The organism is Caulobacter sp. 1776, assembly GCF_040545685.1.
Lineage (GTDB): Bacteria > Pseudomonadota > Alphaproteobacteria > Caulobacterales > Caulobacteraceae > Caulobacter.
Genome location: NZ_JBEPMI010000001.1, coordinates 330,050 through 350,098, shown reverse-complemented (window position 1 = coordinate 350,098; position 20,049 = coordinate 330,050). Strand labels below are relative to the sequence as shown.

Annotated in this window: 10 protein-coding genes; 4 read left to right on the top strand and 6 right to left on the bottom strand. The window is 66.9% G+C overall.

Going from position 1 to position 20,049, the window contains the following annotated elements; all coding sequences use genetic code 11:
• Window positions 1-7: 7 nt before the first annotated feature.
• Entirely contained in the window at window positions 8-3,208 is a 3,201-nt protein-coding gene (locus ABIC66_RS01395; RefSeq protein WP_354067511.1) for a glycoside hydrolase family 2 TIM barrel-domain containing protein, read from the bottom strand.
• A gap of 449 nt (window positions 3,209-3,657) precedes the next feature.
• Here ABIC66_RS01395 and ABIC66_RS01390 point away from each other — a divergent pair, with 449 nt between their 5' ends.
• From ABIC66_RS01390 to ABIC66_RS01375, 4 genes are all read left to right on the top strand, one after another.
• Window positions 3,658-6,717, top strand: coding sequence for a TonB-dependent receptor (locus ABIC66_RS01390; protein WP_354067510.1), 3,060 nt, complete (start codon window positions 3,658-3,660; stop codon window positions 6,715-6,717).
• An 89-nt stretch (window positions 6,718-6,806) separates the two neighbouring features.
• Window positions 6,807-9,359 carry a GH92 family glycosyl hydrolase gene (locus ABIC66_RS01385; protein WP_354067508.1) on the top strand — a complete coding sequence of 851 codons (2,553 nt, stop codon included), beginning with the start codon at window positions 6,807-6,809 and terminating at the stop codon, window positions 9,357-9,359.
• 55 nt (window positions 9,360-9,414) lie between these two features.
• Complete coding sequence (locus ABIC66_RS01380) at window positions 9,415-11,946, top strand: glycosyl hydrolase 115 family protein (RefSeq protein ID WP_354067506.1); 2,532 nt, start codon at window positions 9,415-9,417, stop codon at window positions 11,944-11,946.
• A gap of 10 nt (window positions 11,947-11,956) precedes the next feature.
• Window positions 11,957-13,306, top strand: a complete 1,350-nt coding sequence (locus ABIC66_RS01375) for a glycoside hydrolase family 27 protein (protein ID WP_354067505.1) — start codon at window positions 11,957-11,959, stop codon at window positions 13,304-13,306.
• Here the strand turns inward: ABIC66_RS01375 and ABIC66_RS01370 are convergent, their stop codons facing one another.
• The 5 genes from ABIC66_RS01370 to ABIC66_RS01350 all read right to left on the bottom strand — a co-directional run bounded on the left by ABIC66_RS01370 (window position 13,307) and on the right by ABIC66_RS01350 (window position 19,966).
• A complete protein-coding gene (locus ABIC66_RS01370) occupies window positions 13,307-15,598 on the bottom strand; it encodes a GH92 family glycosyl hydrolase (protein ID WP_354067503.1) in 2,292 nt (763 codons plus the stop codon). It abuts the gene before it with no gap.
• Window positions 15,599-15,604: 6 nt separating this feature from the next.
• The gene (locus tag ABIC66_RS01365) at window positions 15,605-16,612 is read right to left on the bottom strand and encodes an ABC transporter permease (RefSeq protein WP_354067502.1); all 1,008 of its coding nucleotides are present in this window, start codon (window positions 16,610-16,612) and stop codon (window positions 15,605-15,607) included.
• Window positions 16,609-18,150: a sugar ABC transporter ATP-binding protein gene (locus ABIC66_RS01360; protein ID WP_354067500.1), complete on the bottom strand. Its 1,542-nt coding sequence runs from the start codon at window positions 18,148-18,150 to the stop codon at window positions 16,609-16,611. The genes ABIC66_RS01365 and ABIC66_RS01360 overlap by 4 nt, the downstream gene beginning before the upstream one ends.
• Window positions 18,151-18,158: 8 nt before the next feature.
• On the bottom strand, window positions 18,159-19,133 hold the full coding sequence (locus ABIC66_RS01355) for a sugar ABC transporter substrate-binding protein (protein WP_354067498.1): 975 nt from the start codon (window positions 19,131-19,133) through the stop codon (window positions 18,159-18,161).
• 218 nt (window positions 19,134-19,351) lie between these two features.
• The gene (locus ABIC66_RS01350) at window positions 19,352-19,966 is read right to left on the bottom strand and encodes a DUF2306 domain-containing protein (RefSeq protein ID WP_354067497.1); all 615 of its coding nucleotides are present in this window, start codon (window positions 19,964-19,966) and stop codon (window positions 19,352-19,354) included.
• Window positions 19,967-20,049 lie beyond the last annotated feature (83 nt).

Here is a 20,049-nt window from a genome sequence, read left to right as displayed (position 1 = left end):
GGAACTCCTATTGCGGCGGCGTCGCCTGGGCGGGGCGCGCCCTGTCGGGGGTCGTGCCCGGGCCGGCGAACGGTTCGAAGCGGAAACTGACGCGAGTCGGCGCAAGGGTGGTCCGGTACTTCATGTGCGGCAGGCCGAAACTGTTCCAGGCGGTGTCGCCGCCGACCCCCCACTGAGCAGAATCGATCAGCAGGGTTCCGTCGCCGTGCGGGACGATGTCGGTGCTTTTCCAGGTCCCTTCCGGACGGCGATAGAGGTCCTCGTAGGGGAAGGCCAGGGCGGCCATCATCAGCGGCCGCTCGCCCGTGATCCGCACGCCTCGGCCCTGGCCGGAGAGCTCCATCCAGCGGACGTCGATCTTGTTGCCGGTGTCCTGAGGGCGGATGTAGTCGTGATTTTGCTCGGCCACGGCGCCGCGCCACAGCCCGATCGGGGCCGAGGTGTAGCGGTCGACATAGCTCTCATGCGGACCGCGGCCGTACCATTCGACGGTCTTCAGGTCCCCGGGCGTCGTGAACCACAGACCCACCCGGATCGGCGGCGGCAGGTCGTCCTTCAGCGGAACGAGGTCGCCCGTGACCGCCACCGAGCCGTCGCCGGCCATGACATAGGTGGTGGTGAAGCGCGCCGCGCCAGCCCCCAGGGCGTGCTCGACGACGACCCGGCCGGCCTTGGCGTCCACGGTCACCGACCGTGTCTGCCGGTCCTTGGTCATTGCCTGCCAGGCGTGCTGCTGGGTCGAAAGGCCGGTGCCGGCGTCATTGTCGGTCTCGGCTCGGAAGAAGTTGGGCTGGCCGCCGCGCGCCAGCACGACGCCGTCCTTGGCATAGCTTTCGACCAAGCCCGTGGCGCGGTCGATCCTCAAGACCGCGCCGGCGGCGGATAGGGTGACGGCGTCCTTGCCGTCGGTCGCCGCCACCGCGCCGGATCGCGCGGCCTCGGCCTTCGGCGTGGACTTCAGCGCGAACTGCTCCCAGCCGACGACATAGCCTTCAGGCGTCAGCGGCACGGCGCCCGCCTTGGTCCTGGCGCGGATCGTGAGGAAGTACTCGGCCCCGGGCTCGCGCGCGGACGGCAGCGGCAAGGTGATCGCCTGACGCTGGCGAGCGGCGGTGCTCAGGTCAGGCAAGGCGCCCGAAGCCACGGCCACGCCGTTCTCCTCCAGCACCCAGTCGAACGTGAAGCCCGAAAGGTCGCGGAAATCGTGGCGGTTGATGACCGTTACGCGGCCGCCGGCTTCGTCGAAGTCCGCGAACTGGATTGGCGAGAGCACCTTCTGGGCTTCGTACAGCTGCGGATTGGGCGTGCGGTCGGACTGGTTCAGGCCGTCGCCGAACTCGATGTCGCCGCCGGGATTGGGACCATATTCGCCGCCGTCGCCCCAGTAGCGGCGACCATCCTTGGTGTAGCGGTACATCGACTGGTCGACCCAGTCCCAGATGAAGCCGCCCTGTAGCTTGTCGTACTTGTAGATGGTGTCCCAATAGTCCTTCAGATTGCCGCCCGAATTGCCCTGCATGTGGGCGTATTCGCACTGGATCATCGGCTGGGTGCGGGTCGGATCGGTGGCCCAGTCGACCATCTTGGTCACGTCGTCGTACATCGGCGCGTAGATGTCGACATAGGCGTTGGGCACGTGCTCCCAGGCCCGCGCGCCCCAGCCGAGATACGAGATCAGTCGGCTCGGATCGCGCTTGCGGGCGGCGGCGGCGGCCTTCTCGAAGTTCTGGCCGATGCCGGCCTCGTTGCCGAGCGACCAGAAGATCACCGACGGGTGGTTCTTGTCGCGTTCGACCATGTTCAGCACGCGACTGACATGGGCGCCTTCCCAGGCCGGATCGAAGCCAATCTGGCGCTTGGCGCGCTGGGCGGGATCGGCGTTGCCATAGCCCATATAGGCGTGGCTCTCGATGTCGGCCTCGTCCATGACATAGAGGCCGTACTCGTCGGCCAGAGCGTACCAGAGCTCGGCGTTGGGATAGTGCGAGGTGCGCACCGCGTTGATGTTGTTGCGCTTCATCAGCTCGATGTCGCGGCGCATCGAGGCTTCGGAGATGACGTGGAAGGTCTCCGGGTCGTGCTCGTGGCGATTGACGCCGCGGATGACGATCGGCTTGCCGTTGACCGCCACGCGGTCGTCCTTGATCTCGACGGTGCGGAAGCCGATCCGCTGCGGCGTGGCCTGGATGATCTGGCCCTTGGCGTCCAGCACCTCGACCAGCAGCGTATAAAGGGCGGGGGTCTCGGCGGTCCATTGGCGCACGCCGGGAACGCTGGCCGATAGGGTCTCGGTTCTGGCCGCCCCCGCCGCGACCTTGCTCTCTTTAGTGAGAACGGCCTTGTCCCCGTCGAGCAGGGTCATGCGGACGGTGACCGGCTGCTCTCGCGTCGTCAGCGCCACGTCGGTCGACAGGACGCCGTCCTTGTAGGCTTTGTCGAGACCGGCGTGGACGAAGACGTCCGTCAGCCGGCTCTTGGGCGCGGCCTTCAGATAGACCGAGCGCTCGATGCCCGAAACGCGCCAGAAGTCCTGGTCTTCGAGGTAGCTGCCGTCGGACCAGCGGTGGATCTGGATAGCGACGACGTTCTTCTGGCCGACCTTCAGCAGCTTGGTGATGTCGAACTCGCTGGGCAGCTTGGAGTCTTCGGAATAGCCGGCCTCTGTTCCGTTGACCCACACCCGATAGGCCGAGCCGGCCGCGCCGATGTGCAGGATGACGTCCTGGCCCGACCAAGTGGCCGGAACTTCGAAGGTCCGCCGGTAGCTGCCGACCGGATTGGTCGCGTGCGGGATCAGCGGGCGGTTGGCCGGGAACGGATAGGTGATGTTGTTGTAGCGAGCCTGGTCGTAACCCTCGGTCTGCCACATGGCCGGAACCTTGATGGTCTTCCAGCCCGACACGTCATAGTCGGGCTTCTCGAAGCCGTCCGGAACCGCGTCCGACGACGGCGAGAAGCTGAATGACCACGGGCCATCCAGGGTCTGGTAGCGCGCCGACTTGGTTTGGTCGCCGGCCAAGGCCGCCGCGCGGCTTTCGAACGGGAAATGCGTCGCGCTGGCCGCGAGCTTGCCCCGGGCATAGACCGCCGGATTCTCCCAGTCCGGACGCGAGGCGTCCACCTGCACCGGTTGAACCTGGATCTCTTCGGCCCGGGCCGCGAAGGCGATCCCCAGCCAAGCCGCGCCCACCATCAAACCCCGCCGCATGCGACCCTCTCCCTGACTCGAGCCGATCCGGCCCGCCCACTATGCATTCGTTTCCAGGCCTTAGTCCCACGATCGGAGCCGAGGCGAATCCGGGCCCGGCCCAAGGCGCGGTCTCGCGAGCGTCCGTCGGCGCCACCGAGGCGCGACCGCCGATGTCGTTCTGCAAGTTGCGGTCGAAAAAGTGGCCTGACCAATATGCATGATCGAAAAATATTTTCTAACGTAAGATTGTGAAAAAATATGCCAATCATGCCAAAAACAGCTTAAAGTTCGTTTTATTTCAATTCGTTATATACGATGTTGCATAATGACAGCAGGCGGAACTTGTCGTCAATCATATTCGTAAGACAAATTGCTGAGCCGTCGACGACCTGATATCGCTGAAGAGGTCAGGCCAATAAGCCGCCAGACAAGGCGGCCAGAAGCACAACTACGGAGGAGGGAATATCGTGAGCACCAAGAATAGCCGAGGGCGGGTCCTGAAGATCGCGCTACTGTCGGCCACGGTCATCGGGGGCATGCCGACTTTCGCCGCGGCGCGTCAAGCCGCTTCGCCGCAGGCCGCGTCTTCGAGCGACACGCTTGAGGCCGTGGTCGTGACGGGCTTCAAGCAGAGCTACGCCAACGCGGTCCGCGCCAAGAAGACGGCCATCGAAATCACCGACGGCATCTCGTCGGACGGCCTGGGCCGCTTTCCGGACCTGAACGTCGGTGAGGCGCTGCAGCGCATCCCGGGCGTCCAGATCAACCGCGAGGCCGAGGGCCGCGACGCCACCATCAACCTGCGCGGCATGCCGGGCGAATATGCCCGCACCACGCTGAACGGCCAGTCGTTCGCCGGCCCCGCGCTGCTGCGCGACAACCAGGGCTCGCCGCTGGGCGCGTTCAATTCCGACATCTTCTCGGCCTTCGTGATCGCCAAGTCGCCGATGGCCAACACCGTGTCCGGCGGCCTCAGCGGCAATGTCGACATGCAGATCGCTCCGGCGCTGTCGCGCAAGGACGGCGGCTTCATGAAGCTGTCCTACGAGCACAACACCCTGGGCGATCTGAACGCCCCAGCGGCCACCATCGGCTACAACAAGCACCTGTCGGACACGCTCGCCCTGTTTGGGACGCTGGCCTACAAGAAAGAAAACTTCCGCCGCGACACCGTCCGCCTCAACAACTACGACTATCTGACGGCGGCGATGACGGGCCTTTCGCCGACGCAGTTCAATGCGGCGTACGGCCAGTACTTCTCCGCCACCGCCTGCCCGACCAGCGCGACCTCTTACTGCCGCTCGCTGGCCCAGGCCCTGGGCGTCTCGGACGCCTCGCCCTATGTCACCAGCAGTACCGGTTCGACCAGCAAGAACGGCGTCTGGGCCAATTCGGCGGTTCGCCAATACACCCGCATGAACGTCGGCAAGGTCTGGTCGGGCTCGGGGGGCATCGAGTGGAAGCCCAACGACAACACCAAGATCGGCCTGGTCGGTTTCGCGACCGACCGCAACCTGCCCGACACCGTCCAGTACTTCCTGATCAATTCCGTCGCGGCGTCGTCCACGCCAGGCGCGGGCACGGTGATCGCCCCGACGGGCTCGCCGATCCAGGTCAATGACGGCCGCTATCTCTATCAGAGCTACTCGTTCGCCAACATGAACGCGCTCTCCTCGACGCGCCTCTATTCACAGCACCAGAAGTCGAAAGGCGTGATCGGCAATATCGACTGGAGCAACGACGACTGGCGCGTCGCCGGCGCCCTGACCCTGTCGTCCGGCTACAACGCTTCGGTCGAGACCGAGGTCGACGTCGTCAACTACACCCGCGCGGGCGGCAACGGCGTCACGGGTACGATCACGACCGGCTTGGGCGATATCGGCGACTTCAAATATTCGACGAGCCCGAATCCGCAGAACTCGCTCACCACCGGCCAGACCTGGACCTGGGGCGGCGTCAACGATCCGACGTCGTTCTACAACAATGGCACGAAGGCCAATTCGACGAACTCGATCTGGCTCCAGGGCACCGAGAGCTTCGCCAAGAACGACCTCAACAGCGCGGCGCTAGACGTCGAGCGGTTCGTGAAGTTCGGCCCGATCAAGAGCTTCCAGGCCGGCGTGCGCCTGGAGCGCGAGAAGTACGTCTCGACGGGCTATCGGGTGCAGGGCTATGGTGCCCAACTGCAGAACGTCACGTCCAGCATGATGGTCACGGCGCCGTTCGTCGACGACTTCATGGGCGGGGTCGCCGGCGACTACAGCCGCAACTGGCAGGTGCTGAACATCCGCGACTTCCTGAACGCGATCCGTCCGGTGACGGTCTATCAGGGCGGCGGCCTGTCCACGCAGGGCTTCAACATCCAGTACGCCGACAGCAGCTACTACGATAAGAACTTCACCAACGAGAACGCCATCAATCAGTTCTACGTCCAGGCGAAGTACGACACCGAGATCTTTGGCCATGGCGTGCGCGGCAACTTCGGCGGCCGCTACGAAGACACCAAGAACACCATCACCACCCTGGACCGCACGACCCCGCCGACCGACTCGATCGGTTCGGCCACGGCGTTCAAGACCGACGAATACGTCAACAAATATCACTACTTCCTGCCGTCGGCGATCTTCGTGGCCGACGTCACCGACGACCTGATCCTGCGCGGCGCGTACTACAAGACCTATGTCCGGCCGCACCCGCGCCAGTACTCGCCGTCGACCAAGGTCAGCCCCGCCCAGATCATCAACACCAGCCTCAGCTCTGGCTCGGTCAGCGTCTATGACGTCTCGGTGGCGATCGGGAACAACAAGCTCCGGCCCTATCTGGCCGAGTCCTTCGACCTGTCGCTGGAGTGGTACAACCGCCCTAATGGCCTGGTCTCGCTGGCCTATTTCCACAAGAACATCACCGGCCGCGTCGCCACCACCACCGATCCGTCGATCATCTGCCCGTCCGACGGCGCGACCTGGGGCTTCGGCGCTCTGTCATGGGATGGCACGTACTGCAACGCCACCAGCCTGAGCAACGCGACCAAGCAGGTCCACGTCAACGCCAGCGGCGCCTACAACCTCGACAAGCCGACCACCGTCGAGGGCGTCGAGTTCAACATCCAGCAGAACCTCGATTTCCTGCCGGGCTTCTGGAAGAACTTCGGGGGCAGCTTCAACTACGCCTACACCAAGTCGAAGAGCCCGGCGATCGCCCCGTTCCCGGGGATCTCCAAACACAACGTCAACCTGATCGGCTACTATGAGACGCCGAAGTACGGCGTGCGCGCGGTCTACAACTACCGTTCGGACTACCCGCTGAACGCCAACGGCACCTACACCGGCGGCGCGCGTTCGGTGCGGGCGCGCGGCCAGATGGACCTGTCGGCGTCCTACAACGTCACCGACGCGATCACCCTGTCCCTGGACGCCTACAACCTGACGAACTCGAAGCGGTTCGAATACGAGAACGACACCCGGGTCTCGCGTTGGGTCGACTACGACGGTCGAACCTTCACCGCGACGGCGCGCGCCACTTTCTGATCTTCACCCCCGTGAAGCCACTTGATAGCCGGTCCATTCGTGGACCGGCTATATTTTCGATATCCGAGCTCCAACTCGAGAGGATCCCCATGTCGGGATTTCGCGCGACGCTCCTGACGATCCTAGCCGCCTTGGCGTTGGGGCCGGCCGCTCAGGCGCAACCCGGCCGGGCTCTCTACAAGCTTCCCGCCCTCGCCGTCGGCCTTGGCAACGACAACGAGGGCGACACCATTCCTGGGCCGACCCGGCCCAACGGCTCCATTCATCCGTCGCCCGAGACCCCCAATCCCAGCAACGCCGGCTACAACGCCGCCGAGCCGATCAGCGGCTTCGCCCAGCTGCATTCGCAAGGATCTGGCGGGGTCACGACCTATGGAACATTCCTGCTGTCGCCTCAGGTCGGTCAGGCCCAGTTCGATGAGGCCGCTCACCTGTCGCCCAAGGCCGACGAGGTCCTGGCCGCCGACGCCTATTCGGTTCGCCTGGCGCGGTACGACACCCGGGTCGAGGTCACGCCGGCCCACTATTCGGCGATCTATCGCCTCAGCTATCCGGACACGGATCAAGCCCAACTGGTCTTCGACGTCACCCGCAAGGTCGGCGGGCTGGTCGCCTCGGACCAGGCCGACATCAAGCTGTTCCCCGACGGCAAGATCATCGGCCACGTCAAGGCCAAGGGCTATTGGAATCCGGCCCTGATCGACATCTGGTTCGTCGCCAAGGTCGACCAGAAGCCCACCGCCTGGGGTGTGTTCAGCCAACAGGATCGCCTGGCCGGCGCCACCGAGGGCAAGGCCGGACCGGACGAGCGCCTGGGCGCCTGGCTGACCTTCAAGACCGCCAAGGATCGGCCGTTGCTGGTCAAGATCGCGGTGTCGTTCACCAGCGCCGAGACCGCCGAAACCCTGCTGGATCGCGAGATCCCCGACTGGAATTTCGACCGCGTGCGCCAGGACAACCAGGCGGCCTGGAACGCGCGGCTCGGCGAGATCGAGGTCTCCGGCCTGTCCGAGGCCCAGACCCGACGGTTCTACACGGCGTTCTACCACGCTTCGACCCATCCCCGGGACCGCAGCCTGGACCAGCCGACCAAGGAACTTGGCAGCCCCAACTGGGACGACCACTACACCCTGTGGGACACCTACCGGACGCTGTTTCCGCTGATGTCGGTGCTGCGGCCCAGCGACTACGCGGCCAATCTCAACTCGCTGATCCACACCTTCGACAAGTTCGGCGCCGCCGACACCGCGATCATCGGCGGCCAGAACTATCATGTCGGCCAGGGCGGCGACGAGGTCGACAACGTGCTGGGCGAGGCGGCGCTGCGCGGGGCCCAGGGCGTGAACTGGGGCGACGCCTGGCGCGTCACCCACTTCAACGCCTTCGAACGCCGTCGCCCGCGCTATCTGGAAAGCGGCTATTTCGGCGTCGGCGACAAGAGCCCCGAGCCGAACAACCAGCGCGCCAAGTCGGGCTCCTCGACCCTGGGCTTCGCGCTGAACGACTATTTCGCCGCCCAGGTCGCCGCCAAGGCGGGCCATGCCGACGAGGCCAGGATCCTGAAAGAGCGCTCGGCCAACTGGCGCAAGATCTGGAACCCCGAGACCACCAGCGACGGCTTCAACGGCTTCCTGATGCCGCGATACCCCGACGGCAAGTTCCAGGATGTCGACCCCAAGCAGGGCTGGGACGGCAAGGTCCACAACAATGTCGGCTATTACGAGGGCACGGCCTGGATCTATTCCTACGGGGTGCTGCACGACCTGCCTGGGCTGGTCGAGGCCATGGGCGGGCGCGTGCGCTTCAACGAGCGCCTGAACCACGCCCTGGACGCGGGCCTGATCGACATCACCAACGAGCCGTCGTTCGCGACGCCGTGGCTGTTCCATGCCGTGGGACGCTCGGATCTGTCGTCCTACTGGGCCGGCGAGGTGTTCAAGCACTTCACCGATACCGCCTATCCGGGCGACGAGGACGCCGGGGCGATGAGCTCCAACTACGTCTTCAACCGCCTTGGCCTGTTCCCGAAGCTGGGCAGCGACCTATTCTATCTGCACGGGCCGCGCCATCCACGCAGCGTCATCCACCTGGAAGGGGGCAAGACGCTGGAGATCCTGGCCGCCAATGCGGGCGCGGATCATCCGTACATCGCCGCCGCCACCCTGAATGGAAAGCCGTTGTCCCGACCGTTCGTCTCCCAGGCGCAGCTGTTGGCCGGCGGCGTGCTGCGCTTCACGATGAGCGCGACACAAGGCCAGTGGGCCTATGACGGCGCGGTGCTGAAGGCGGACAGCGATGTGCCGGCCTTGATCGATGGCAAGACCTCGACCGTCTGGACCGCTTCGGCCGGTCAATCGGCTGTGTTCACCCGTCCCGCGGCGACCTGTCTGAAGGCCTACACGGTCAGCGTCGGTCCAGCCGAGGCCGATCCGGCCGCCTGGCGGTTCAGCGGCTTCGACGGCAAGCGCTGGGTCAAGCTGGACACGCGGCGCGGCGAGCGCTTCGAGCACCGCCACGCGACCTGGACGTTTGCTCTGACCGCCAAGGCCTACGCCCGCTATCGGTTCGAGGTGACCCAGGGCAAGGCCGTGCAAGTCGCGGAAATCGAGCTGATCGCGGCGGACGCGTCGGCCTGCCGTTGATCTGAGCTCAAGGTCCACTACTGTGGCCGATGCGCTATTTGTCTGAGGAATGTCGATGCAGTGGGTTCGATCCGCGACCGTGGGGTTCTGGGCGTTCGCCTTGTGTCTTGGCGCGGCGACCGGAGTCCTGGCGGCCCAGCCCACGCGGACCGCCGCCGAGGCCGAACCGATCTTCAGCGATACGCTCGTGCGCGGTGGTTTCGTGCTGGTCGAGGCCGGCAAGGCGCCGACGATCGTGGTCGATCCCGCCGACGCGGCCGTCGTCCGCCACGCCGCCGATGACCTCGCCGACGACATCAAGACCGTCACCGGCCAGGCGGTCGTCGTAGGGGCCGCGCCCGCCGGCAAGACCGCGATCCTGGTCGGCGCGCTGGGCCACAGCAAGCTGATCGACCAGCTGGTCGCCGCCCGCAAGGTCGACGTCTCGCGGCTCTCCGGCGCCTGGGAGAGCTTCGTGATCGCGTCGGTCGATCGCCCTCTGCCCGGCGTCGACAAGGCCTTGGTGGTGATCGGTAGCGACCGGCGCGGCGCCGCCTTCGGGATCTACGAGGTGGCGCAGGCCATGGGGGTGTCGCCCTGGGCCTGGTGGGCGGACGTCACGCCCCGCCATCGCGACAAGCTCATCGTTCGCGCCGGCGTGCGCCGCTTCGGCCCGCCGTCGGTCCGCTATCGGGGGGTCTTCGTCAATGACGAGGACTGGGGCCTCTATCCGTGGGCGGCCAAGACCTTCGATCCCGAGCGCGGCGACATTGGACCGAAGACCTATCGCCGAATCTTCACCCTGCTGCTGCGCCTGAAGGCCAACACCCTGTGGCCGGCCATGCACCACACGACCGCGCCGTTCAATTCCGATCCGGCCAACGCCAAGCTGGCCGAGGAGTACGGCATCGTCATGGGCTCGTCCCACGCCGAGGCCATGCTGCGCAACAATGTCGGCGAGTGGAAGGACGCCCCCGACAAGTTCAACTACGCGACCAACCCGGACGGCGTGAAGGCTTATTGGGAGGAGCGCGCCAAGACCAATGGCGCCTATGAGAGCCTGTGGACCGTTGGCATGCGCGGCATCCACGACAGCGGCATGGTCGGCCCCAAAACCCTTCAGGAGAAGGTCGACCTGCTCGACAAGATCATCGCCGACCAGCGCGCGATCCTGGCCAAGGACGTTTCGGCCGACGTGACCAAGGTTCCGCAGATCTTCGTTCCGTACAAGGAAGTGCTGGAGATCTATCGGGCCGGCGTGAAGGTCCCGGACGACGTCACCATCGTCTGGCCCGACGACAATTTCGGCTACATCCGGCAGTTCGCCAGCGCCGAGGAGGCCAACCGCAAGGGCGGGGCCGGCGTCTACTATCACCTGTCCTACCTGGGCTATCCACTGTCCTACCTGTGGCTGGGCACGACGCCGCCGGCCCTGGTCCAGGAGGAGATGATCCACGCCTGGGACAAGGGCGCGCGCAACGTCTGGGTCGCCAATGTCGGCGACATCAAGCCGGCCGAGATCGGCGCTAGTCATTTCCTGGAGATGGCCTGGGACATCGACCGCTGGCGCGGCAAGAGCCAGCGCCAGTTCCTGGAGGATTGGAGCCGCCGCGCGTTCGGCCCGACCCTGGCCGGCAAGACCGCCGAGCTGATGGACAGCTACTATCGCCTGAACTTCGAGCGCCGGCCCGAGCACATGGAATGGCAACCCAAGGCCGAGAGCCGGCACCTGTCCAGCTACACGCCCGACGAGGTCAATGATCGTCTGCGCGCCTTCCGCAAGCTGGTCGACGCGACCAAGGCAGCGAGCGCTCAGGTCCCGCCGGACCTGGCCGACGCCTGGTTCGAGCTGGTCGAGTTCCCGATCCGTGTCTCGGCCGCCGCCAACGTCCGGTTCTTCGCCGCCGAGCGCTACAACGAGCTGATCGACGACGACCAGGTCATGGCGCGCTCGGCCGGCGCCGCCGCCGTGGACGCCCAGACCGAGATCACCACCCTGACCGACCGCTTCAACACCAAGATCGCCGGCGGCAAGTGGCGCTGGCTGATGCCCGAGGAGCCGGCCGACAGCCAGTGGCGGATCTACCGCGCCCGACCGGTGCCGCTGCCGGGCGGCGGCTTGATCTCCGATCCCGGCAAGTTCCTGGCCGTGGTCGACGGTAACGCGCCGGCCAATTCACCGGTTATCGAGGCCGAGGCCTTCGCGGCCAACACCGGCTGGCGCTTGGTCGAGGGCGTTGGACGCGGGCGCGGCGTCATGATCGCCGACGCGCCCGGCGCGACCCTGACCTTGAACCTCGAGGTCGCCTCGGCGGGTCGTAGCATCCAGGTGGGCGTGCTGCCGATCTTCCCGGACGGTCAGGGGCAAGAGATCGCGCTGGACGTCAGCGTTGACGGCGCTGCGCCCCAGCGAGTCAGCTGGCCGCGCAATGTCGGCTCGCCGGCCTGGGCCCAGGGCGTTCTGGATAATCTGCTGAAAGCGACCACCGGTCCCGTGCTCTCGCCGGGCCGTCACACGGTCACGATCGTCGCGCGCGCCGGTCGCGTCGGGCTGGACCAGTTGCGACTGGTCACGCCCGAGGTGATCCCGACCCACGAAAACCACTGAGGACACCCCGATGAGCACCCTGAAACTCAGCCGTCGTGGCCTGCTGGGCGCTTCGGCGGCCTTGGGCGCCTTGCCCGCCGCCGCGGCCGCGACCAAGAAGCCCGCGGCCAAGAAGCCGTTGTTGGCCCCCACCCCGCCGATGGGCTGGAACAGCTGGAACAGCTTCGCCACCACCATCACCGAGGTCCAGACGCTCGAGCAGGCCGGGATCATGGCCCGCGAGCTGCGGCCGGTCGGCTACGACATCCTGACCGTCGATATCCAGTGGTACGAGCCGGGCGCCAGCAGCTACACCTACGCCGCCAAGCCGGTCCCGACCCTGGACGACCACGGCCGGCTGCTGCCGGCCCCGAACCGCTTTCCGTCCAGCGCCGGCGGCAAGGGCTTCAAGCCCCTGGCCGACAAGATTCATGCCTTGGGCCTGCGCTTCGGCGTCCACCTGATGCGCGGCGCGCCGCGTCTGGCCGTCGAGCGCGGCCTGAAGGTGCTGGGCACGACCATCTCGATCGCCGATATCGTCGACAAGCGCAGCATCTGCTCGTGGAATCCCGACATGTACGGGGTCGATATGAGCAAGCCTGGCGCCCAGGCCTATTACGACAGCGTCTTCGCCTTGCTGGCCTCGTGGGGCGTCGACTTCGTCAAGGTCGACGACCTCTGCCGTCCCTATGACGCCCACATGGCCGAGATCGAGGCGATTCATCGCGCCATCGGTCGCACCGGCCGGCCGATCATCCTCAGCATGTCGCCCGGCGAGACGCCGGTCGTGCGCGGCGATCACGCCAAGCGACACGCCCAGATGTGGCGCATCTCCGACGACTTCTGGGACGACTGGAAACTGCTGGAGGCCCAGTTCACCCGGCTGGAGAACTGGTCGCCCCATATCGGCGACGGCGGCTGGCCCGACGCCGACATGCTGCCGCTGGGCCGCCTGGCCCTGGGCGAGCGCGACACCAAGTTCACGCCGGACGAACAGCGCACCGTGATGAGCCTGTGGTCGATCGCCCGCTCGCCGCTGATCATGGGCGGCGACTTGCGCCATCTCGACGCCCCGACCAAGGCCCTGCTGACCAATCCCGAGGTCATCGCCGTCAACCAGGACTCGCGCGACAACCGCCCGCACTTCGTCGAGGACGGCATGCGCGCGTGGACCGCCAGGGCCGCGAACGGCGACAGCTACTTGGCCCTGTTCAATACCGGCGACAAACCGCGTGAGGTCGGGGTCGACTTGAAGCTCGTCGGCTTGCCGGCTTCGGTGACGGCGCGAGATCTGTGGGCGCGGAGCGATGCGGGGCGCGCGACGGGACGGTTCAGCGTCCAGCTGCCGCCGCACGGGTCGGGGCTGTACCGGCTGCGCTAGCTACTGCCCGTTCGGCGGCGCCACGAACGTCGTCGCCCAGCCCGTCGGGGCGGGGCCCATGGTCAGCTCCAGCACCCCGCCCTTGGCCAGCTCGTCGTGGGTAATCCAGGCGCGGTCCAGCGGCTTGCCGTTCAGCTTGGCGGCGGTGACGTAACGATTGGCCTCTGACGTCGCCGGGGCCGAGACCACGAAGCTCTTGCCGCTCTCCAGCGCGATGGCGCTGCGCGTGAACACCGGCGCGGCGATGTAGTAGTAGGGCTGGCCGGCGTTCGGATAGAGGCCGATGGCGTTCCAAACGTACCAGCTGCTCATCGCCCCGGCGTCGTCATTGCCCGGCAGGCCGGTGCGCGTCGCGCGATAGTGCTTGGCCATCAGCGTCCGGACGATCTCGTCGGTGCGGTCGGGCCGGCCGGCGTGGATGTAGAGATACGGCGCCAGGATGTCGGGCTCGTTGCCCTGCGAGTAGTGGCCGTCGAACAGGCGGTCGAGCCAGCTCACGAAGCCCTCGCGCCCACCGGTCTTGGCCATCAGCCCGGCCACGTCCTGCGGGACATAGGTCGAGTACTGCAGCGAATTGCCTTCATAGAACGGCGCGTCCCACCACGGCCCGGAGCGGTCCGGATATTCGTAGACGCAGCTGTAGTTCTCGACCCACTCGCCGTTCGGATAGCGGGGCCGTACGCAGCCTAGGCTGTCGTCCCAGAGGTTTTTCCAGTTCGCCGACCGCGCCAGATAGCGCTTGGCGTCGTCGCTCTTGCCCAGGGCCTTGGCCACCACGCCGATGGCGTAGTCATCATAGGCGTATTCGAGAGTCCGCGAGGCCGATCGGGTCTCGGTGAACGGCACATAGCCGAGCTTCAGATAGTCCTTCAGCACCCGGCCCTGCAGGAACGGCTGATCGCTGTCGACCTCGCCGTTCTTGCGGAGCGCCGCATAGGCCAGGGGCAGGTCGAAGCCGCCCAGCTTCTTGACCACGGCGTCGGCGACCAGGATGTCGCCGTTCGAGCCGCCCTGGGTCATGCCGTTGGCGCCGGCGATGCGCGCGTCGGGCATCCAGCCGGTGTGCTTGTAGGTATCGATCAGCGAGCGGAGCATGTCCCGCTGCCGCCGCGGCTGGATCACGGTCAGCAGCGGATGCAGGGTCCGGAACGTGTCCCACAGGGTGTAGAAGTCCTCGTAGTGCGGCTCGTCGGACTTCCACCAGACGTTCTCGCCGGAGAGATCGTGCGGCATGGTGTGGGCGCGGTAGAGGGCGGAATAGAAAATCCGCTGCTGCTCGTCCGTGCCGCCTTGCACCTGGATCTTGGCCAGGGCATCCGACCACTGCGCCTCGGCCGCCTTGCGGTAGCCGTCGAAGTCCCAACCGGGCATCTCCTCGGCCAGGTTGGCGCGAGCCTTGTCGGCGCTGACGAACGACACGGCCAGCTTCATCTGGACCTGACGGCTCTGCGTGGTGTCGAAGGTCAGATAGGCGCCAAGGCGATTGGAGAACTCGCGCTCGGTGTCGTACTCGATCATCAGGCCCCGGCGGTTGGCGGCGCGCTTGACCTGCGCACCGCCTTCGCTGTGACCAACGCCGGGCGTGGTCTCCATCCAGCCCTGGCCGGCCTTCCAGGCTCCGAACGCCTTGGCCGGACGATCGACGACCGCGTGGAAATAGAGCGTGTAGGGCGCGGGGTTCCAGCCGCCCTCGACCGTGACCTCGCCGGCCAGGGTGTGGTCGTCGATCAGCTCGACCTTGGCCAGCCGCACCCGCTGCCCGCGCCCACGCATGGCCACCACCGAGCCGACGTCGAAGATCAGCTGGCTCTCGGCGGCGGCGGGGTAGGTCAGGCGCTGGAAGCCGACCCGGCGCGAGGCGGTCAGTTCGACCTGGATCCGCTCGGCGTCGCTATTGCCGAGTCCGACAGCGTAGTAGCCCGGCGAGGCCCGTTCGTCGGTCTTGCCGAAGTGCAGGTGGTTCAGCTTCAGCGGACCCACGGTCGGCGTGACGCGGAAGTTGCCGTACTTGCCGGACCCGCCGGTGCCGCTGACGTGGGTGTAGGAAAAGCCCATGATCGGGCTCTTGGAATCGTAGCCGTTGGTGTCGGCGTTGGTGGTGTCGGGGCTCAGCGACACGAAGCCGAACGGCACGCCGGCGCCCGGCACGGTGTTGCCGCCCGTGACTCCGCCGCCGTCCACGCCGACGAACGGATCGACCTTGGCGACGAGGTCCGGCGCGGCTTGCGCCCACGCGGCGAGCGGCAGCGCCGTGAGGGCGGCGCCGAGGAGAAGATCGCGCAGAAGCCGCATCGGAGATCAGGCCTTGTGGGTGCGGGCGTAGTGGTCGAAGGCCACCGCGGCGACGATGATCAGGCCGATCACCACCTGCTGGAAGTACGAGGTGACATGCATGATCACCAGGCCGTTCGACAACACGCCGATCAGCAGGGCGCCGAGGATCGTGCCGCCGACGCCGCCGGAGCCGCCGGTCAGGCTGGCCCCGCCGATCACGACCGAGGCGATGACCCGCAGCTCGTAGCCCGTCCCGGCCACGGCCTCGGCCGAGCCCAGGCGCGCCGACAGCAGAAAGCCCGATAGGCCGGCCAGCGCGCCGATCACCGCGTAGACGCTGGTGACGACGAAATCGACATTGACCCCCGACAGGCGAGCGGCCTCGGCGTTGCCGCCGACGGCGTAGACCTGGCGGCCGTAGCGCGTGTAGCGCAGCACCACATGGCCGACGATCGCCACCAGGGCTAAGACCACGATCGGCACGGGCACGAATAGGATCTCGCCCGTGCCCCACCAGCGATAGGCCTCGTTGAAACCCGAGATCGGCCCGCCGTCGTTCAGCAGCAGGGTCGCGCCGCGCCAGACGGTCATGCCGCCCAGAGTGACGATGAAGGCCGGCACGTGCAGCCAGGTGACCGCCTTGCCGTGGACATAGCCGCCCACCAGCCCGACCAGGCTCGAGATGGCTAGGGCGATCAGCCAGCTGGCCGGGGAGTCGCCGACCACGGCGGTGACTACATAGGCGGCCGCCAGAGAGGCGAAGGCCAGCAGCGATCCGACCGCCACGTCGATGCCGCCGATCAGGATCACATAGGTCATGCCGACCGCGATGATCCCGTAGATCGACACCTCGCTGAGGATGTTCAAGGCGTTGCGGATCGTCAGGAAGCGTTCGTTGACCGCCCCGAAGGCGGCGATCAGCAGCAGCAGGAACAGGATCGTCCGGTGCTTGCGAGCGAAGGCCAGCAGGTCGAAACGGCGGCCCGGCCGGGGCGCGGCTTCATCGGGTGAAAGCGTCGGAGAGGCGGTCATTGGGGACGGTGTTCCATTTCGGATGGCGGCCTGGCGCCGGTCGCCATGTAGGCCATCAGGCCTTCTTCGGTGGCCGTTTCGGCCTCGAGGTCGGCGACGACCGCGCCTTCGCGGAAGACGACGATCCGGTCGCTGACGGCCATGACCTCGGCCAGCTCGGAGGAGATCACGACGATCGCCACGCCCTGGGCCGCGAGATCGGACAGCACCTGGTGGACCTCGGCCTTGGCGCCGATGTCGATGCCGCGGGTGGGCTCGTCGACGATCAGCACGCGCAGGGCCAGGGCCATCGCGCGGCCCAGCAGAACCTTCTGCTGGTTGCCGCCGGACAGCTTGCCGATCGGGGTCTCCTGGTCGGCCATCTTGATGCGGAGCTTCTGGCGATAGGTCTCGACGAGGCCGCGCTCGGCGCGTTCGTCGACCCATTGGCCGAGGCGGCTTAGCGGGCCCAGGCTGGGCAGGCTGAGATTGTGGCGGATCGAATGGTCGAGGAAACAGCCCTGCTGCTTGCGGTCCTCGGGGACCAGCATGACGCCGGCTCGGATCGCGTCGCGCGGCGACTTCAGCTTCAGGGGTTTGTCGTCCAGTCGGATCGCGCCCGAGGCGATGGCGTCGGCGCCGAAGATCAGCCGGGCCAGATCCGTGCGGCCGGCGCCGACCAGCCCCGCCAGGCCGACGATCTCGCCGGCGCGGACTTCCAGGCAGATGTCTTTCAGATAGCCGGGCGCCGAGAGGCGGGGATGGCGCGGTGTCACCTTCTCGACCTTCAGCACCACGGCGCCGGGCGGACCGGCGCGGACGCGGCGGACGAACTCGACCGAGCGGCCGACCATCAGCCGGACCATATCGTCCAGCTCGACCTCGGCGACGTCGCCGCTGGCCACATAGCGGCCGTCACGCATCACCGTATAGCGGTCGCACATGGCCTTCACTTCGGCCAAGCGGTGCGAGACGTAGATGACGCTGACGCCGCGGGCCTTCAGGTCCCGGATGATGGCGTGCAGTCGGTCGACCTCGCGGCTGCTGAGCGCGGCGGTCGGTTCGTCCATGATGATCAGCCTGGCGTTCAGGGTCATCGCCTTGGCGATCTCGACCATCTGCTGCTCGGCCACGGTCAGGCGGCGGACGGGCTCGTCGGGATCCAGCGGCAGGCCCAGCTCGCTCAGCAGGGCCCGGGCGTCGGCCCGCAGCCGAGCCCAGTCGACCAGCCCGAACCGTTTGGGCTCGCGGCCCAGATACATGTTCTCGGCGACACTGAGCTCGGGGAACAGGTTGAATTCCTGATAGATCGTGGCGATGCCCAGCTGCTGGCGGCGCAGGGGCGTGTCGCGCGGATCCAGCGGCTGGCCGTCGAACGTGACGACGCCCTCGTCGGCGGCGTGCGCGGCCGACAGGATCTTGATCAGGGTCGACTTGCCCGCGCCGTTCTCGCCCAGCAGGGCGTGGACCTCGCCGGGCCCCACCGCGAGTCGAACCTGGTCGAGGGCCAGCACGCCGGGAAAGCGCTTGCTGACCTGGCTGACGTCCAGAAGAGCCATGGCGCCGACTACTTCACCTCGGCGATGCGTGAGGCCTCGGCGAGATTGGCGCTGGTGATCAGCACCGGGGTCAGGCTGACGCTCTTGGGCGCCGCGCCGGTCTTGATCTTGGCCACGGCCTGGCGAAGGGCGGTGCGGATCTGCTGGCCGGGGTTCTGCTCCACCGAGGCGACCATCTCGCCGGCCTTGATCCTGGCCAGGGCCTCGGGGATGGCGTCGAAGCCCAGCACCTTGACCTGGTCGGGCTTGAAGCCGGCCGCGCGCACCGCTTCCAGCGCGCCCATGGCCATGTCGTCGTTCAGGCACAGGATCACGTTGGGCGGCGTGTCGTGCATCGAGGTCAGGACGTTCTGCGTGACCGTCAGAGCTTGGTCGCGCTTGGAGTTGGCGGTCTGCTCGGTGACGATCTTGAAGGTGGGGCCGCCGGCGGCCAGGCCGTCATGCACGCCCCTGATCCGTTCGATCGAACTGGAGCTGCCCGGGTCGTTGGTGATCACCACGACGCGCGCGCCGGCGGGATAGGTCTTGACCACCCAGTCGGCCATGGCGCGACCGCCGGCGACGTTGTCGGCCCCGACGTGCGGCACGGGCGTCTTGGCGCCGACGATATTGCGGTCGACCGAGATCACCGTCACGCCCTGCTGGGCCAATTCGTCGGTGGCGGTGGCCAGGGCCTTGGAATCGGTCGGGGCCACGATCACCACCTTGGCGCCCTGCACGGCGGCAGCCTCGAGGTCGGCGATCTGTTTGGCGGAGTTGTTCTGGGCGTCCAACACCTGGACCTTGACGCCCAGCTTGCCGGCCTCGTCCTCGAGCTCGCGGCGCATGGCCACGAAGAAGGGTTGCGACAGGTCGTTGAAGCTGACCACGACCTCGGAGGCGTCCTGGCCGCCGCGCGAACACGCGCCCAGCAGGCCGGCCGTCATCGCCAGTCCGGACACCAGGCCGAAAAAGCATCGGCGCGACGGCAGAGGACGGGTCATGGGGCTCTCTTCCTAATGTCGGATCATCGGATGCTGGGCATCACTCTGGTTTTGGGACAGGTGTATGGAAGGCATATTCCATGTCAAGCCAAGTGAGAAATTGTGTTTCAAAATTGACCGTGGCGAGATACCCGGGCGGGGTGTGAGACGCCCGCAATCCGAGCGTCGCAAACGTCAGCATAGCCCATAACCGAGTTCCGCGAAGCGGGGGCGGCGTTCTATTCCGCGCGTCGCCGCAGGTAGACTTCGGCGATCATCAGGTTGGGGACCCAGGCCAGGAACGAAATGGCGCGGTACCAGGACAGGAAGGGCAGGCCCAAGGCCAGGACCAGCGGCAGATAAAGCCGCAGGGTGACCGCCGCCAATGTCAGGGACCAGGAGCGGATCATCCAGCGGCGGTGGTCGGTGAACCGGCCTTCCAGCGCCGCGCGCCAGCCCAGCAGGTTCACGGCGATCCAGACGAGGGCGAGCACGCCGAAGCCGACCGAGGCGATCGGGCCGGCTTGCGAGCCGGGCGCCAGAACCAGGCCGCCAACGCCGCCGACCAGGCAGCCCAGCACATAGGTCCGGCCGATCCAGCGATGGCCGCGCGTAAGGCGCAGGCCAGGCAGGAACTGCAGCGAGCCCAGCAGCAAGGCGGTGACGGCGCCGGCCACGTGGATCACGAGCCAAGGGGCGCCCAGCGGATTGCCGAGCGCCGCCTTCGGCGTCGTCGGCGGATGCAGCAGGTAGCGGGCGGAATAGAGGGCGATGCCGGCGCTGAGCAGCGCGGCCAGGGTCCAGGCGGCGCGCCGGGTAAGGGTCTTGGTCGGGGGAAGGGTCGTCGTACTCAAGGGATGTCCTCACGGTGGTCTCGCCGAACGTCGTTGCGGCGATCGCGACGGCTCGCTAGGCCTTGCTTCGCGAGCGGCGCCGG

Bases quoted from the DNA above. Each gene is read 5' to 3' on its own strand.
- ABIC66_RS01380 (WP_354067506.1), top strand. From the start codon at position 9,415: ATGCAGTGGGTTCGATCCGCGACCGTGGGGTTCTGGGCGTTCGCCTTG.
- ABIC66_RS01355 (WP_354067498.1), bottom strand. From the start codon at position 19,133: ATGACCCGTCCTCTGCCGTCGCGCCGATGCTTTTTCGGCCTGGTGTCC.
- ABIC66_RS01365 (WP_354067502.1), bottom strand. From the start codon at position 16,612: ATGACCGCCTCTCCGACGCTTTCACCCGATGAAGCCGCGCCCCGGCCG.
- ABIC66_RS01360 (WP_354067500.1), bottom strand. From the start codon at position 18,150: ATGGCTCTTCTGGACGTCAGCCAGGTCAGCAAGCGCTTTCCCGGCGTG.
- ABIC66_RS01370 (WP_354067503.1), bottom strand. From the start codon at position 15,598: ATGCGGCTTCTGCGCGATCTTCTCCTCGGCGCCGCCCTCACGGCGCTG.
- ABIC66_RS01375 (WP_354067505.1), top strand. From the start codon at position 11,957: ATGAGCACCCTGAAACTCAGCCGTCGTGGCCTGCTGGGCGCTTCGGCG.
- ABIC66_RS01385 (WP_354067508.1), top strand. From the start codon at position 6,807: ATGTCGGGATTTCGCGCGACGCTCCTGACGATCCTAGCCGCCTTGGCG.
- ABIC66_RS01395 (WP_354067511.1), bottom strand. From the start codon at position 3,208: ATGCGGCGGGGTTTGATGGTGGGCGCGGCTTGGCTGGGGATCGCCTTC.